At 70.0% G+C, this 15,526-nt stretch carries 16 protein-coding genes; 10 read left to right on the forward strand and 6 right to left on the reverse strand.

Annotated features, from left to right (window positions below; all coding sequences use genetic code 11):
- Positions 1 to 543: 543 nt before the first annotated feature.
- The 3 genes from bpln_RS16820 to dapA all read left to right on the forward strand — a co-directional run bounded on the left by bpln_RS16820 (position 544) and on the right by dapA (position 3,007).
- Complete coding sequence (locus bpln_RS16820) at positions 544 to 1,776, forward strand: beta-1,3-glucanase family protein (RefSeq protein WP_042626159.1); 1,233 nt, start codon at positions 544 to 546, stop codon at positions 1,774 to 1,776.
- A 64-nt stretch (positions 1,777 to 1,840) separates the two neighbouring features.
- The gene (locus bpln_RS36740; RefSeq protein ID WP_158512041.1) at positions 1,841 to 1,990 is read left to right on the forward strand and encodes a hypothetical protein; all 150 of its coding nucleotides are present in this window, start codon (positions 1,841 to 1,843) and stop codon (positions 1,988 to 1,990) included.
- A 129-nt stretch (positions 1,991 to 2,119) separates the two neighbouring features.
- Positions 2,120 to 3,007: a 4-hydroxy-tetrahydrodipicolinate synthase gene (dapA, locus tag bpln_RS16825; RefSeq protein WP_042626160.1), complete on the forward strand. Its 888-nt coding sequence runs from the start codon at positions 2,120 to 2,122 to the stop codon at positions 3,005 to 3,007.
- Positions 3,008 to 3,158: 151 nt separating this feature from the next.
- Here the strand turns inward: dapA and bpln_RS38430 are convergent, their stop codons facing one another.
- Positions 3,159 to 3,764 carry a hypothetical protein gene (locus tag bpln_RS38430; RefSeq protein ID WP_158512042.1) on the reverse strand — a complete coding sequence of 202 codons (606 nt, stop codon included), beginning with the start codon at positions 3,762 to 3,764 and terminating at the stop codon, positions 3,159 to 3,161.
- Between the two features lie 66 nt (positions 3,765 to 3,830).
- Between bpln_RS38430 and bpln_RS37800 the strand changes: the two genes are divergently transcribed.
- Positions 3,831 to 4,247: a hypothetical protein gene (locus bpln_RS37800; RefSeq protein ID WP_244131975.1), complete on the forward strand. Its 417-nt coding sequence runs from the start codon at positions 3,831 to 3,833 to the stop codon at positions 4,245 to 4,247.
- 104 nt (positions 4,248 to 4,351) lie between these two features.
- Here the strand turns inward: bpln_RS37800 and bpln_RS16840 are convergent, their stop codons facing one another.
- A complete protein-coding gene (locus bpln_RS16840; protein ID WP_042626163.1) occupies positions 4,352 to 4,984 on the reverse strand; it encodes an RBBP9/YdeN family alpha/beta hydrolase in 633 nt (210 codons plus the stop codon).
- Between the two features lie 190 nt (positions 4,985 to 5,174).
- Between bpln_RS16840 and bpln_RS16845 the strand changes: the two genes are divergently transcribed.
- The 4 genes from bpln_RS16845 to bpln_RS16860 all read left to right on the forward strand — a co-directional run bounded on the left by bpln_RS16845 (position 5,175) and on the right by bpln_RS16860 (position 8,049).
- On the forward strand, positions 5,175 to 6,131 hold the full coding sequence (locus bpln_RS16845; protein WP_055139330.1) for a 2-hydroxyacid dehydrogenase: 957 nt from the start codon (positions 5,175 to 5,177) through the stop codon (positions 6,129 to 6,131).
- A gap of 161 nt (positions 6,132 to 6,292) precedes the next feature.
- A complete protein-coding gene (locus bpln_RS16850; RefSeq protein WP_055139331.1) occupies positions 6,293 to 7,219 on the forward strand; it encodes a hydroxymethylglutaryl-CoA lyase in 927 nt (308 codons plus the stop codon).
- Positions 7,220 to 7,258: 39 nt separating this feature from the next.
- Positions 7,259 to 7,768 (forward strand): YbaK/EbsC family protein, encoded by a 510-nt coding sequence (locus bpln_RS16855; protein ID WP_042626166.1) that lies wholly within the window; start codon positions 7,259 to 7,261, stop codon positions 7,766 to 7,768.
- The gene (locus bpln_RS16860; RefSeq protein WP_055139332.1) at positions 7,765 to 8,049 is read left to right on the forward strand and encodes a DUF1289 domain-containing protein; all 285 of its coding nucleotides are present in this window, start codon (positions 7,765 to 7,767) and stop codon (positions 8,047 to 8,049) included. The genes bpln_RS16855 and bpln_RS16860 overlap by 4 nt, the downstream gene beginning before the upstream one ends.
- Before the next feature lie 415 nt (positions 8,050 to 8,464).
- Here bpln_RS16860 and bpln_RS16865 read toward each other — a convergent pair whose 3' ends face one another.
- A complete protein-coding gene (locus bpln_RS16865; protein ID WP_042626168.1) occupies positions 8,465 to 9,361 on the reverse strand; it encodes an alpha/beta fold hydrolase in 897 nt (298 codons plus the stop codon).
- 290 nt (positions 9,362 to 9,651) lie between these two features.
- On the opposite strand from bpln_RS16865, the gene bpln_RS16870 reads away from it, so the two are divergent.
- Positions 9,652 to 10,611, forward strand: a complete 960-nt coding sequence (locus bpln_RS16870; RefSeq protein ID WP_055139333.1) for an NAD(P)H-dependent flavin oxidoreductase — start codon at positions 9,652 to 9,654, stop codon at positions 10,609 to 10,611.
- A gap of 103 nt (positions 10,612 to 10,714) precedes the next feature.
- Here bpln_RS16870 and bpln_RS16875 read toward each other — a convergent pair whose 3' ends face one another.
- The 3 genes from bpln_RS16875 to bpln_RS16885 form a co-directional block, all read right to left on the reverse strand.
- Complete coding sequence (locus tag bpln_RS16875; RefSeq protein ID WP_042626170.1) at positions 10,715 to 11,683, reverse strand: LysR family transcriptional regulator; 969 nt, start codon at positions 11,681 to 11,683, stop codon at positions 10,715 to 10,717.
- Between the two features lie 174 nt (positions 11,684 to 11,857).
- Positions 11,858 to 12,928 (reverse strand): porin, encoded by a 1,071-nt coding sequence (locus tag bpln_RS16880; RefSeq protein WP_055139334.1) that lies wholly within the window; start codon positions 12,926 to 12,928, stop codon positions 11,858 to 11,860.
- A 441-nt stretch (positions 12,929 to 13,369) separates the two neighbouring features.
- Positions 13,370 to 13,903, reverse strand: coding sequence for a hypothetical protein (locus bpln_RS16885; protein WP_063891238.1), 534 nt, complete (start codon positions 13,901 to 13,903; stop codon positions 13,370 to 13,372).
- Positions 13,904 to 14,294: 391 nt separating this feature from the next.
- Here bpln_RS16885 and bpln_RS16890 point away from each other — a divergent pair, with 391 nt between their 5' ends.
- Positions 14,295 to 15,320 carry a bile acid:sodium symporter family protein gene (locus bpln_RS16890; RefSeq protein WP_042626173.1) on the forward strand — a complete coding sequence of 342 codons (1,026 nt, stop codon included), beginning with the start codon at positions 14,295 to 14,297 and terminating at the stop codon, positions 15,318 to 15,320.
- Positions 15,321 to 15,526 lie beyond the last annotated feature (206 nt).

The following is a 15,526-nucleotide window of genomic DNA, read 5'->3' on the forward strand; positions in this document are numbered from 1 at the left end:
TTGCCGCGCGGGCCGTGCCCATCCGGCCCGGGATGCCGCCCGCGCCGCCGTCCTTGATCGCCGCTCGCGCCGGCATTTTTTCTCACTAATTGAAATCGCGCCGGCCTTTTCATTTCGATTCCGCCAAACGTTTGACAACGGGTTTCCCGCCATGCTCATATCGATTCGAGCTTAATCGACCGATAAGCCGATTAATCGATTGGTTTTATTTCGGCTATCAATTGTTCGGGTCGTTACGCATCGACGACCGGCCATGGGCCCACCGCGAACCGGCGCATCCGCACCGGGCCGGCCGGGCCTGTCCGCGGCGCATCCCCGGGGCCCGCATCACGGGGCTCGAGGCTTGTCCCGCCTGCCTTTCCGGCCGGCGCGGGGCGAGCCGCGAAGGGCATCGCGCCAGGCCGCCTCGTCGATCCGGTGCAGGGGCGCGCCGCTCGTTCCGCCGCCACGTTTTCATGGAACAGCGGCAACGCAAGGGCATGGCCGCGACGGGACATTTCAATCGATTCCCGCTGCGGCCAAATAAAACTTGGAGAAAAAGAAATGAAACAAAGGCAATCCCGATCGCTGGCCGCCATATCGGTAAAGGTTTTCGCCTCGGCAATCCTGATCGGCGTGAATGCCGGCGCCCATGCGGCGTCGAACGCGCCGGCGGCAGCGGCGGCGTTCCCGGCCTCGGGCACCACCCTCAACCTCGTCAACGGCACCAACGGCACCTACGCCGACAGTCAGGTGTACTGGACGCTGGTGGGCATGGACCCGGCGAACAACAACCGCTACGTCCACGTCAACTGCGCGGGCGCGCTGGTGCCGATGAGCGCCGCCGACGATTCGCAGCAGACCAAGAACGGCGTCGGCTACGCGAACTATTCGAACGCGCTGTCGCAGTGCAAGTCCGTCACGATCCCGGCGATCACCTCGGCGCGGCTCTACCTGACGGTGGGCAGCACGCTGTACATGCAGGCGGTGGGCAATCCCGTCACCGGCTACACCGGCCCGAACATCGAGAACCCGTCCGATCCGAACATCGACGTGACGTTCGACTTCATCGAGTTCGACACGGACGCCGCGAACTTCTTCGGCAACACCACGCGCGTCGACCAGTTCGGCTTCCCGGTCAAGCTGCGCCTGCAGGGCCAGGGCGGCTACGACCAGACGGTCGGTGAAACCGAAACGCGCGCGGCGCTGTTCCAGGCATACCAGCAGCAGGTGCCGACGCAGTTCCAGGGCCTCGCGCAGGCGCCGTACCGGATCGTCGCGCCCGCGCACGGCAGCTTCAAGCCGGGCGGCGCCAACGCGACCTATCTCGACAGCTACATCCAGTCGATCTGGAATCTCTACAGCACCCAGACGCTCACCTTCACCGACGCGCAGGGCACCTTCACGGGCCACGTCGTGAACGGCCAGTTCCAGTTCACCGACGGCCAGGGCACGTACTACATCAACCGCATGCCGACCACCTCGGAAGTGCTGCTCGGCAACGGCCCGCTCAACGACGCGACCAACGCGGCGCCGGGCGTGCCCACCGCCAAGCAGTTGCAGATCCAGGCGCAGCTCTGCGCGGCGCTGAACCGGCACGTGGCCGAAAATCCCGCGCTCTGGAGCAGCGCGAGCTCGTTCTACGCGTCGCAGCCGACCAATTCGTATTCGAAGTTCTGGCATGCGCACGCGATCAACAACCTCACCTACGGATTCTCCTACGATGACGTGAGCGGATTCAGCTCGTCGCTGGTGGGCACCAATCCGACCATCGCGACGATCACGGTGGGCTGGTAAGTCCGGGCCGCGCGCCACGCGCACCGGCCGGGGAGCCCGCTCCCCGGCCGGTGCCGATGCTAAGATGCAGGCTCGTTTCAACCCGGTACCGATCATGTCGCCGCGCGCGCCGTTTCCGCATTCGTACACGTCCGCCGCCGCTGCCGCCAGCAAGGCCGCGGGCGCCGCCGTGCGCGGGGCCGGTCTGAAACTGAAAAAACGACTTCTCGACTGACGGGGAGTCGCGTCCCGTCAGGCGAACAGCCGGACGGGAATCTCCGCGGGTCGCCCGACCCGCTCGCCAACCCGGTCCGGCATGCGCCGGCGGAACGTCCCTTCATCCACGTTCCCTACCGAGGTTTGCATGTCCATCGATTTTTCCGGTATCTGGCTTCCGATCATCACGCCGTTCGCGGGCGAGGCCGTCGATCACGACGCGCTCGCGCGTCTCGCGCGGCACTACGCGGCGGCCGGCATCGGCGGCTTCGTCGCCTGCGCGACGACGGGCGAGGGCGCGCTGCTCGACGCCGACGAGCAGGCCGCCGTGTTCGGCACGCTGCGCGCGGCGGCGCCGGGCATGCCGGTGGTGCTCGGCCTCACGCAGAGCGCGACGCAGGCCGCCGCGGCACGCGCGCGTGCGCTGGCCGCGCTCGCGCCCGCCGGCCTGCTGGCCACGCCGCCCGTCTACGTGCGGCCCTCGCAGGACGGCATCCGCCGCCACTTCGAGGCGATCGCGCAGGCGGCGGACCTGCCGGTGCTGGTCTACAACATCCCGTACCGCAGCGGCGTCAACGTCGAACTCGACACGCTGAAGGCGCTCGCCACCGACGCGCGGATCGCCGGCATCAAGGAGTGCGGCGGCTCGATCGACCGGATGCTGCGGCTCGTCCACGAAACGCCGCTGCGCGTGTTCTCGGGCGACGACAACCAGAATTTCGCGGCGCTCTGCGCGGGCGCGCACGGCGCGATCGCGAGTTCGGCGCATCTGCTGCCGGCGCTGCACGTGCGCGCGCGCGAACGGCTGCTGCGCGGCGACCTGGCCGGCGCGCGGCGCATCGCGGTGGCGCTGCAGCCGCTCGTGCGGCTGCTGTTCGAAGAGCCGAACCCGGCGCCCGTGAAGGCCGCGCTCGCGGCGGCCGGCTGGTGCGGGGACGGCCTGCGCCTGCCGTTCGTCCCGGCCGGCGAGGCACTGCGCGACCGCCTGCGATTCGTGCTCGACCGGTTCACGGACGAGGCGGTCGAGGCCCTTTGAGAAGGGGGGCGATGCGCGTTGGCTGCCTCGGCGCGGCGCGCACGCGGCGTACCAGCGAGCCGGGGCGGCCATCGTGAGGTGAGATCCGCCGGCGCATCGCGCGGGCATCTCGATGTGAAACGCGAAGCGCGCCGCCCGGCACGCAGGCCGCTCACCTCGCGGCCTTCCCATACGCACCGAACGCGATCGCCGTTCCGTTTCCCGCGGGCGCCCAGGCGGCCAGCGAACTTGGCGGCGCCTCGACCGCGCCGCCCACCGACAGCCGGACGGCCCGCATCGGTTCCCCGACGGCGGTCGTGCCGGCCGCGCCGCGCACGAGCAGCACCAGCGGCAGCGACGGCGGCAACGGCAGGCCGTGCGTGCGCGGCGCGGTGCGCCTCGAGATCGGGCCGTTCGTGCTGCTGGCGCTGGCGACGCCGGCCGCCGCGTCGCGCCCGCGGCCGTGCTGCTCGCGGCGGCCGGCATCGGCGTGTCGGCCTGGCACGGCGCGGCCTGTACGGAACTGGCCACGCTCGCCGGCGCCGCGCGCGCCGGCACCACGCTCGAGCCGGCGAACACGACGGTCCACGCCGGCTTTTTCCTCACCCCGCCGGCCATTCCCGCCCGGCTCGTGGGGCGAGGTCCGGCCCGCCTCGGCGGCCGGCGCGCTGCTCGCGTATCCGTCCGTGCTTTCGGCGCCCGCCGCGCGGGCTCGGGGCGGCGCCGCGGCCACGCGCGGGGCTCGATCAACGATCGGCAACCGATCCGCCACGTTCATACGCGTGACGCGGCGCCGGGCGATACTGTCGCCCCGAGCCGACACCGCCCCGCAGGAGAACCTTCGATGATCCGACTGGCCGCCGCCCCCTTGCTGTCGATCGCGCTGCTGCTCGGCGCGTGCGGCGACGATTCGCATTCCGCGGCGGCGTCCGGCGCGGCGTCCGCGGTGCCGGCGAGCGGCGACGGCAGCGCGAGTGCGTTCAACGGCGGCGCTTCGGCGGCGTCCTCCGTCGCGGGCGCACCGGTGGCGGCGTCCGGCCAGCCGCCGCTCGCGCCGCCCGAGGTTCACTACCCGCCCACCGCCGAAGACGCTTCGGGCACCTCGCCGCCTCCGCCGGGCGGCCCCGGCGATCCGGGCACGGCGGTCCCGCTCGGGCCGAACGGCGCCCCGGCCGGCGCGACGGGCGACAACGGCGCGACGGGCGCGCCGCCGAGCCAGTTGCCGGGCTCGACGGGCGGTTCCGCGCGCACGCGCGGCTGAGCGGGATTCGAAACCGTTCAGGGACAGTTCATCGCGAGGCACCGCGCGCCGGTCGCGACAATCCAGCCGCGCTCGCGCCGTGCGTCGCCATCAGGCAGGCACGCTCAGATCGCGAACGCGAAGCCGCGCTCGCGCGCGGCCGGCGCGGCAGCATCGTCGCGCTGCGCCTCGCGAAACCGCTGCGGCGCCGCGCAATGCACGAGCGTGTCGATGAAGTATTTGGCGCGCGGCCACGGCCCGAAGCCGGCCGAGGTGTTGACATGGCCCGCGTCGCCGAGATTGACGAACGCGCTGCCGAACAGGCGCGCCATCTCGCGCGCGTCGGCGAGCGCCATCCACGGGTCGGTCTCGCTGCCGATCAGGATCGACGGCACCGGCAGCCGGCGCGCCTCGAACGCACCCGCGAACGCGAATTTCACCGGGCTGGCCGGCGCGACGAACAGCACGCCGACCACCTCGGCGCTCAGGTCGCCGCGCTGCAGCGCGTGCGCGGCGGCGAGGCAGCCGAAGCTGTGCGCGGCCAGCACGAACGGCCCGCGCTCGCGCGCGAGCGTCTCGCGCACGGCGTCCGACCAGCGCGCCAGATGCGGCGCCTCCCAGTCGTCCTGCTCCACGCGCAGCGTATGCGCGAACTGGCGTTCGAGCCAGGTCTGCCAGTGGGCGCCCTCGCTGCCATGCAGGCCCGGCACGGTCACGACACGCGGCGGCCACGCCGACGATTTGCTGCAGATGGACATCCTTGCCTCCTTCGCTTGGCCGGTGGAGTCGATGCCGATTGTCGGCCGCGCGGCGGGTCGGGCGAACCAATTTATCGTGCTTAGCAATTTCGGACTGGCGGCGCCAGATCGCCCGACGCCGTAGAATGGCCGTTTCGGCGCGATGCGGCCACGAGCCGGCGCCGCGCCCGCTCCGCCCGCCCCGACCACGATGCAGATCCTGCTCCATTACTCCGACGGCGAACTGTCCGACTGGCAACGCGAGATCGAAGCCGCGCTGCCGGGCGCGACGCTGCGCGCCTGGCAACCTGGCGACGACGCGCGCGCCGACTACGCGCTGGTCTGGCAGCCGCCCGCCGCGATGCTCGCGCCGCGCGACGGCCTGAAGGCGATCTTCAATCTCGGCGCGGGCGTCGACGCACTGCTCGCGCTCGAACGCGACCAACCCGGCATGCTGCCGGCCGGCGTGCCGCTGGTGCGGCTCGAGGACACCGGCATGGGCGCGCAGATGGTGGAGTACGTCGTGTACGGCGTGCTGCGCCACCTGCGGCGCTTCGACGATTACGCGGCGCAGCAGCGCGAACACCGCTGGGCGCCGCTGCCGGTCACGCCGCGCGAGCGCTTCGTGGTGGGCGTGCTGGGCCTCGGCGTGCTCGGCACGCAGGTCGCGCGCGCGCTCGCGGGGCTCGGCTTCACCGTGCGCGGCTTCAGCCGCGGCGCGAAATCGCTGGACGGCGTCGCCTGCTCGGCCGGCGCGCCGCGCGCGGGCGACCCGGCGTTCGAGGCGTTCAGCGGCGGCCTGCAGGTGCTCGTGAACCTGCTGCCGAGTACGCCCGACACCGAGGGCGTGCTGGACGCGCGGCTGTTCGCGCGGCTCGCGCCCGGCGCGCTGCTGGTCAACGTCGCGCGCGGCGCGCATCTGGTCGAGGCGGACCTGCTCGACGCGCTCGCCGCCGGGCACCTCGGCGCGGCGCTGCTCGACGTGTTGCGCGAGGAGCCGCCCGCCGCCGATCATCCGTTCTGGCAACATCCGCGCATCACGCTCACGCCGCACGTCTCGGCCGAAACCGGGCGCAGCGGCGCGATCGCGCAGATCGCCGCGAAGATCCGCGCGTTCGAACGCGGCGAGCCCGTCAGCGGGATCGTCGATCGCGCGCGCGGTTACTGAACTCGCGCACGCGCGGCCCCCGCGACCGGACCACGTAATCGAAGTACGCAGCCGAAGCACGCAAGCGAGGCACGCAACCGGCCCGCGCCGCCGGCCCCGTTGCCCACGACAACCGCAGCACGATGCGCCGCGCGCGCGTCACCGAACGATGGAGACTGAGCATGACGTTCCCCGCAGCCGTGAAAATCGTTGAAGTCGGGCCGCGCGACGGCCTGCAGAACGAGAAGACCTTCGTGCCGACCGAGGTGAAGATCGCGCTGGTCGACCGGCTTTCGCACGCCGGCTTCCCGAACCTCGAGGTGGCCTCGTTCGTCTCGCCGAAATGGGTGCCGCAGATGGCTGACGGCGCCGAGGTGATGGCCGGCATCGCGCGCCGTCCGGGCGCGCTCTACTCGGCGTTGACGCCGAACCTGAAGGGCCTGGAGAACGCGCTTGCCGCGCGCGCCGACGAGGTCGTGATCTTCGGCGCGGCGAGCGAGGCGTTCTCGCAGAAGAACATCAACTGCGGCATCGCCGAGAGCATCGCGCGCTTCGAGCCGGTCGCGAAGGCCGCGAAGGACGCCGGCGTGCGGCTGCGCGGCAGCCTCTCGTGCGCGCTCGGCTGCCCGTACCAGGGCGAGGTGCCGGTGGCCGCCGTGATCGACGTGGTCGAACGCTTCGCCGCGCTCGGCTGCGACGAGATCGACATCGCCGACACGATCGGCGTGGGCACCGCCGCGCAGACGCGCGCGCTGCTGGCCGCCGTCTCGAAGGTGTTCCCGCGCGAGCGGCTGTCGGGCCACTTCCACGACACCTACGGCCAGGCGCTCGCCAACATCCACGCCGCGCTGCTCGAAGGCATCACGATCTTCCACGCGTCGGTGGCGGGCCTCGGCGGCTGCCCCTACGCGAAGGGCGCGACCGGCAACGTCGCGACCGAGGACGTGCTGTACCTGATGCAGGGGCTCGGCATCGAAACCGGCATCGGCCTGATCGAGGTGGTCGAGGCCGGCGATTTCATCTCGCGCGCGATCGGCCGCGAGAACGCCTCGCGCGCCGGCCGCGCGCTGCTCGCCAAGCGGCGCGACGCGCAGGCCGCCTGCGTCTGAGCCCGAACCACCCCGTATTCCTTTTTCGCCGATGCTTTCATGACCACGACTCCGACACCTCCCGAAGCCCTTCCCGACTCCGCGCGCCGCGTCGCGCAACTGCTGCGCGAGCGCGGCCACGAACACGGCGTGGTGCTGCTCGACGAGACCGGCCGCACCTCGGCCGAGGCCGCCGCCGGCCTCGGCTGCGCGGTGGCGCAGATCGCCAAGTCGATCCTGTTCCGGCGGGCCTCGGACGGCGCCCCCGTGCTGGTGATCGCCAGCGGCGCGAACCGCGTGGACGAACGCAAGGTGGCCGCGCAGGTCGGCGAGATCGGCCGCGCCGACGCGAAGTTCGTGCGCGAGAACACCGGCTACGCGATCGGCGGCGTCTGCCCGATCGGGCATCGCGTCGAGCCCGTCACGCTGATCGACGCGGACCTGCTCGCGCTCGACAGCCTGTGGGCCGCGGCGGGCCATCCGCATGCGGTGTTCAACCTGTCGCCGCAGGAACTCGTCGAGCTGACCGGTGCGCCGGTCGTCGACGTCGCGCTGCGGGAGCCGGCATGAGCGGCGGCGCGCGGGACGCGGCGAGCGACACGCTCGCGACGGCGGACGAGGTCGCGCAAGTCGCCGAGGCCGTGGCCGAGGCGCCCGTCAGCACCGTCGCCTCGCCATGCACGAACGTCTGCAAGATGGACCGCGAGGCGGGCTGGTGCATCGGCTGCCGCCGCACGCGCGACGAGATCGCCTCGTGGCGCAAGCTCGACGACGCGGGCCGGCTCGCGATCCTCGCGCGGCTCGAGGCGCGCTGGTTCGATGACGCGGCGGCACCAGCCGGCGCAGCCTGACCGCGACACATCCGGGCGGCATCGTGGATGACGACGCGAACCGCCCCTCGATGCATCGCTCGCGCGGCGCGGCCCCGGCGCATCATGAAAGCGACGCGAATCCGGCCGGCCACGCGCCGCTCACGCCGCCGCGCGAACAAAAAAAAAGCCGTTCGTCCAAGGAGTGGCGAACGGCGCTCAGAGTGGAATCCCGTTGACGTGATCAACGTTAAGGCGATCATACGAGCGCCCATTTTGCATCGCATCGGGAGTTTCCCTACAGATCGAAATCCACGCCCGACGGCGATGGTGCTGCGCCGTGTTCCCGCCTGTCTTGCAGGGGTTTGCGGCCACGCGCGAGGCGCCGGCGGCGATGCCGCGACGCGTCATATGCGCAGCCGCACGACGCCGCGCCGACACGCCGCGAAGCCGCGCGTCAGCCTCCCGGCTCGCGCGCCTCGAAGAACGCGAGCATCTCCGCGAGCAGCGCGTCGGGCGCCTCCTCGGGAATGTAATGGCCGCAGTCGAGCGCGCGCCCGCTCACGTCGCGCGCCACGGCGCGCCATTCGTCGAGCGGCGAGAAGCAGCGCGCCACCACGCCGTCGGCGCCCCACAGCACGCGCAGCGGACAGCCGATGCGGGTGCCGCGTTCGAGGTCGGCGCGATCGTGTTCGAGATCGATGCTGGCCGAGGCGCGATAGTCCTCGCACATCGCATGCACCGCGCCCGGCTGCTTCAGCGCGTGGCGATACGCGTCGAGCGCGGCCGGCGAGAACGGCGCGAGCCCGGCCGAGCGGCTGCCCATCACGCGCTCGACATAGGCGTCGGGGTTCGCGCCGATCAGCGTCTCCGGCAGCGGCGCCGGCTGGATCAGGAAGAACCAGTGGAAGTACGCGGTCGCGAACGCGCGGTCGGTCTTCTCGTACATCGCGAGCGTGGGCGCGATGTCGAGCAGCATCATGCGCTCGACCGCGTCGGGGTGATCGAGCGCCATCCGGTGTGCGACGCGTGCGCCCCGATCGTGCGCGCAGACCGGAAAGCGCTCGTAGCCGAAATGGCGCATCACGGCGAGCTGGTCGGCCGCCATCGTCCGTTTCGAATAGGTGAGATGCGCGGCGTCGCCGCGCGGCTTGCCCGAGGCGCCGTAGCCGCGCAGGTCGGTGGCGATCACGGTGAAATGCCGGGCCAGCACGGCGGCGAGGCGATGCCAGATCACGTGGGTCTGCGGATGGCCGTGCAGCAACAGCAGCGGCGGCCCGGCTCCCCCCTTGACGCCGAAGATGTCGACGTCCTGCACCGTTACAGTAAACGCTGCGAACTCGTCAAACGACATGGCGATGTCTCCCCTGGTCGATTGTTGTAGCCGCCATTGTAGGAGCCGGGTTCGCGATGCAAAGCCGCCGTGCCTTGCAAATCGTAGAAGCCGAACACTCATTCGACACCGCCGCCGCCCGCATCGCCCTACAATCGCACGACCGTTCGTATTAATATCCAACGACCGCCGCCGCGCGTCGCTCAGCAGTGCCGCCGGCGCGGCCCGCGACGCGCGCGATGCGCCGCGCCGCTACACTCATGTGGCCGCCCGCAACCCACGCGAGCGGCGCCGCCCCCGGAGACCTCACCATGGCCCTGCCCGCCGTCCTTCAGCGCCTGTCGCTGCCCGTCATCGCCTCGCCGATGTTCATCGTCAGCTATCCCGAGCTGGTGCTCGCGCAGTGCAAGGCGGGCATCGTCGGCTCGTTCCCCGCGCTCAACGCGCGGCCGGCCGAGCTGCTCGACGAATGGCTCACGCGCATCGAGGACGAACTCGCCGCGCACCGCGAGCGGCATCCCGATGCGGTGATCGGGCCGGTGGCGGTCAACCAGATCGTCCATCAGTCGAACGTGCGGCTCGAACACGACGTGCGCGTGTGCGTCGAGCACAAGGTGCCGATCTTCATCACCAGCCTGCGCGCGCCGGCCCCGGAGATCGTGCAGGCGGTGCATGGCTACGGCGGCATCGTGCTGCACGACGTGATCAGCCTGCGCCACGCGCAGAAGGCGCTCGAAGCCGGCGTGGACGGGCTGATCCTGGTGGCGGCCGGCGCGGGCGGCCATGCCGGCACCACCTCGCCGTTCGCGCTGGTGGGCGAGATCCGCCGGATGTTCGACGGCCCGCTCGTGCTGTCGGGCTCGATCGCCAACGGCGGCTCGATCCTCGCCGCGCAGGCGATGGGCGCCGACCTCGCCTACATGGGCACGCGCTTCATCGCCACGCGCGAGGCACACGCGGTGGACGGCTACAAGCAGGCGATCGTCAACGCGAAATCGGCCGACATCGTCTATACGAACCTGTTCACCGGCGTCCACGGCAACTACATCCGCGAGAGCATCGTGAACGCCGGGCTCGACCCGGATGCGCTGCCCGAAGCCGACAAGTCGAAGATGAATTTCGCCAACGACAAGGCGAAGGCGTGGAAGGACATCTGGGGCGCGGGCCAGGGCGTGGGGCTGATGGACGACGTGCCGAGCGTGGCCGAGCTGGTCGAGCGGCTCTCGCGCGAATACGCGGACGCGAAGGCGCGGCTCGGCATCCGCGGCTGAGTCCGCCAACGGCCGCTCGCCCGGCCCCTTGCAAGCGTAGAAGCAGGAAAGCCCGAACGCGGGCCCGGCCGCACCGGGCCATCCCGGCACGCCGCGGTCGCGTTCAGCGCGCGACGGCCCGCCTCGCCTTCGGCGCGGCGGCCTCCTTCAGATGCTCGTCGATCGACGGGCACAGCGACTGGCCGGCGAAGCGGTCGGCGAGGAAATCGACGAACGAGCGCACCTTCGCGGACACGTGCCGGCGGCTCGCGTAGACCGCGTAGATCGGCAGCTCGCGCGGCGGCATCGCATCGAGCAGCAGCGGCACGAGGCGGCCGGCCTCGAGGTCGTCGCCCACCACTTCGGTGCCGAGCATCGCGATGCCGCTGCCGTTGAGCACGGCCACGCGCAGCGCCTCGAGGTGGTTGACGATCAGGTTGCCCGAGAGCGTCACGCGCGAGGCCGCGGCCGATTCGAACGCGGCCGAATCGATCGAGGTCGGCCCGGTGTCGCGGCGCAGATAGTTGTGCTGCTCGAGATCGGCGAGCGTGGCGGGCACACCGTGTTCCTCGAGGTAGGCGGGCGACGCGACCAGCAGGATGTGCGCGGTCGCGATCTGCCGCGCCACCAGCGACGACGATTTCAGGCCGAACGGGGCCGCGCGCACGGCCACGTCGTAGCCCTCGTCGATCAGTTCCACCACGCGGTCGGACAGCGTGATCTCGACCGTTACGTCGGCATAGCGCGCCGCGTAATCGGTCACCGCGCTCATCACGTGGCGCAATCCGAACGCGGACAGCGAGGTCACGCGCAGGCGCCCCTGCGGCACGATGCTGGCCGCGCCCACCGCCTGGCCCGCCTCGTCGAGTTCGGTCAACGCCTGCACCAGCCGTTCGTAGTATTCGCGTCCCGCCTCGGTCGGCGCGACGCGGCGTGTCGTCCGGTGCAGCAGCCGCGCGCCGAGCTGCTGCTCGAGATGCATCACGTGCTTGCTCGCCATCGCCGCCGACATCTGCATGCGTTCCGCTGCGCCGACGAAGCTGCCGACTTCAACGACATAGCGAAATACATTCATGCTGACGAGGGTATCCATCGAAAACGCTCGCGTTCCTGAAATTGCACATTGAAAAGAACTGTAACAAAGGCTGGCTCACGAGAACGTCAACAAACGCAAAACGTCGTTTTATGGATGCGGCCCCGCGCCGGTTTCGCGGCGGAAAATTGCGCCGGCCGGCCCGCCGGCCGCACGGGCTGCCCGGCGCGGGGTTCAGAAACGCACCCGCATCCCGGCGCCGAGCGTATCGCCGGTGGACTGGTTCGACAGTTGGTCGCGCAGGTAGGCGGCATAGACGTCGGTGCGCTTCGACAGCGGATAGTCGTAGCCGACCGCCCAGGTCCGATGGGTCTGGTCGAGCCCGCCCGTGTCGCGCGAATACGCATACGAGGCCAGTGCGCTGCCCGCGCCGAGCGGCACCGACACGCCGCCCTGCGCCGTGTTCACGTGCCAGTTGCCACCCTGCAGATCGTTCCTCGCATACATGTACTGGCCGTACAGCCTGGCGAACTTCAGGTCGTAGCTGATGCCGAGCTGGGTGACGCCCTGGCTCTTCATGCCGGCCACGAGCGAGCCGAGATCGCCGGGCGCGTTGTTGAAATTCACGTACTGGTAGACGGCCGTCATCGCCAGCGGACCGTGGAAATACTGCAGCTGGCCGCTCCACTTCTTCGCGCCGTTGCTGCCCGACTGGTTGCCGAGCGCGTACATCGCGCTCGCGTTGAAACCGTTGAAATCGGGGGTCGTATACGACACCGCGTTGTTCCAGCCCGAATCGCCCACCACGCCCTGGTCCGTCGTGTAGGTCGGGAACGTGCCGAGCCCGAGGAACACGTGATAGACCATCGGCGAGAATTCGTAGGAGTCGATCAGCGGGTTGAACAGGATCGTCGAGATAAACAGGTGGGTGGTGAGGCGCCCCGCGCGCACCGTGCCGTAGGGCGTTTCGAGGCCGACGTAGGCATTGCGCGCGAAGAACGTGTCGCCGTCGAAGCGGCCGTAGCGGCCGTTCTGCGGCCGGAAGAAGTCCTCGATCGTGAAGATCGCGCGGTAGCCGCCGCCGAGATCCTCGGTGCCGCGCAGGCCCCAGTACGAGGTCGACATGCCGCCGCCCTGCACGCCCCAGGCGCGCTCGCCGCCCGGGAATTTCTGCGCGCCGACCCAGGCGTCGACCTGACCGTAGAGCTGGATGCTCGATTGCGCATGGGCGGGCGCCGCCGCAAGTGCCGTCCACGCGAGGCAGGCGAAGGCACCGGACGCGGTCCGGCGAGCAAGTGACTTCATGAGATCTCCGAATCAAATCGAATGGAATCGATGCGCTTTGGTTTGGTGTGACGACGCGCGCATGGATGAGGCCCGGCCATCTTCACGGGCCGATAAGCTGGTCAAAATTGGAAACACTTATGGTTGGTATAGCGCGGCGGGCAATCCGCGCGAATCCGGCGAAGGCGGCGGTGCCGGCCGGCGGCGCCCGGCGTGCCGGAACCGGCGCGGCAACACACCGCCGCCGCCGGCGAGGCGCGAGAGATAGCGCAAGCGATGCGCGGCGCGAAAGCGCGGAGAGGGGAAACAGCGGGGAAAACGGCGGGAACCGTGGCGAATCCGCGTCAATCGCGGGGCTCGGCGCAAGGGTGCCGTTGCGACGGTCGCGGGCCGAAGGCCCACCGGCGCGGAGCCGGCAGCGGGACCGGCGACCGGCGCCGCGACCGCGCGCGGCTGGTCAGGTCAGTTGTTGCGGTAGAACGACGAGAAGAACGTGCCGCGCGAGCCGCCGTTGTCCTGGCCACGTGGCGCCGGCGGCCGGCCGCCGCGTTCCTCGTTGTAGCGGGCCACGTCGGCACGGATCGAACCGGAGCGCATCGCGCCGTCGGCGGAGCCGGACGAACGCGGCAGCGATGACGACGAAGCGCTGACCGAACGGTACGGGCTGGCCCCCGGATAACTGCCGTAAGCCGGGCCGTAGGCGGGGCCGGTCGGGGCGCCGCCGCGGTAGGAGGGCATCGCGGGCGGCAGCGCGGCCTGGTTCGGGCGCAGCCCCCAGCGCGCGCCGCCGGCATTCACGCCGGACGGCCGGGCGCGCGAGCCACCCGCCTCGCCGTGCCAGCCGTGGGCGAGATCGCGGTGCGCCGTGGCGTAGCCGCCGCCCTCGCGCATCCCGCCGCCATGCGGCGGATGGGCGAACGCGAGCGAGGCGGCGAAGGCCATCGCCGCCGCCGCCAACCACTTCCCGATAGTCCGTTTTGCCCGATCCACTCTCATATTTTGATTACCACGTCCTGTTGGCATCGCGCCCCGGATTCGGACGCCAGCCTTTCAGCAGTAATTTATGGGCGGGCGGATTTGATGTCGAGCCGAAAAGTGTTAGACCGCCGGCATCGATGTAACACCGTGTTACTCCACGGTTTTCGCGGATTTTCACGCTAATTTTTAGTGGATTTTCGTGCGTTTAGGCGTGAATTTCGCGGGGTCGGTTCCCGTTCGAAAATGCCGGTGAACGGGCTCTTTCATACAAATCTTTCATCAATCGATTCCTGAAATGAATTTGCCTATTGAATGAGCAACCGTGACAATACGCGCCAGGCGCGTCCGGCAGCCGGGCCGACCCGCCCTGCTTTTCCGCGTTCACTCCCGCGCAACCTCGAGACCTCCGATGGCCCGACCCCGTTTCCTTCCCGACAATTTCACCCTGGCGCTGGTCAGCACCGTCGTGCTCGCGAGCTTCGTGCCGTGCCGCGGCGAAGTTGCCCAAGGGTTCAACTGGGCGACCAACCTCGCCATCGGCCTGCTGTTCTTCCTGCACGGCGCGAAACTCTCGCGCGAGGCGGTGATCGCCGGGGCGACGCACTGGCGGCTGCACCTGGTGGTGCTGCTCAGCACCTTCGCGCTGTTCCCGCTGCTCGGGCTCGCGCTCAAGCCGCTGCTCACGCCGCTCGTCACGCCCACGCTCTACGCGGGCGTGCTGTTCCTCTGCACGCTGCCGTCCACCGTGCAGTCGTCGATCGCGTTCACCTCGATCGCCAAGGGCAACGTGCCGGCCGCCGTCTGCTCGGCCTCGGCCTCGAGCCTGCTCGGCATCTTCATCACGCCTGCGCTGGTCGGCGCCATCATCACCACCCACTCGGGCACCGGCGCCTCGGCCTGGAGCACGGTGGGCAGCATCGTGATGCAGCTGCTGGTGCCGTTCCTGGCCGGCCAGGCGCTGCGGCCACTGATCGGCGGCTGGATCGAGCGCAACCGCGGCGTGCTGAAGTTCGTCGATCAGGGCTCGATCCTGCTGGTGGTCTACGTGGCGTTCAGCGAGGCGGTGAACCAAGGGCTCTGGCACCAGATCCCGCCGCTCGCGCTGGGCGGCCTGGTGCTGGTGTGCATCGTGCTGCTGGCGGTCGCGCTCGGCGTGACCGCCCTCGTCAGCAAGCGGCTCGGCTTCGGCCGCGCCGATCGCATCACCATCATCTTCTGCGGCTCGAAGAAGAGCCTCGCGGCCGGCATTCCGATGGCGAAGGTGATCTTCGCCGCCCACGCGGTGGGCGCCATCGTGCTGCCGCTGATGCTGTTCCATCAGATCCAGCTGATGGTCTGCGCGGCGCTCGCGCAGCGCTGGGGCGCGCGCGACCTCAGCCTCGACGACCAGCCCGACGCGCCCGCGAAGTCGAAACTGAACGCCGGCGAGCGCTGAATCCCGGAAAACGGGGCCAGTTCGAGCCCGCGTTGCTTGCCAATCCCCAGACAAATTCATAGTCAAAATATAACTAATAAAAATGTGACTATGAATTTGGCGAACCCTGCAGCTTGATTGGCGCACTCGTCCTTGGCAGGGCCGGATTCGCGCGGGTCACGTCACAAAAAATTCACTGCGGCCGGGCCCACGCCGATTGTTAAATA

This window comes from Burkholderia plantarii, assembly GCF_001411805.1.
GTDB classification, from domain to species: Bacteria; Pseudomonadota; Gammaproteobacteria; order Burkholderiales; family Burkholderiaceae; genus Burkholderia; species Burkholderia plantarii.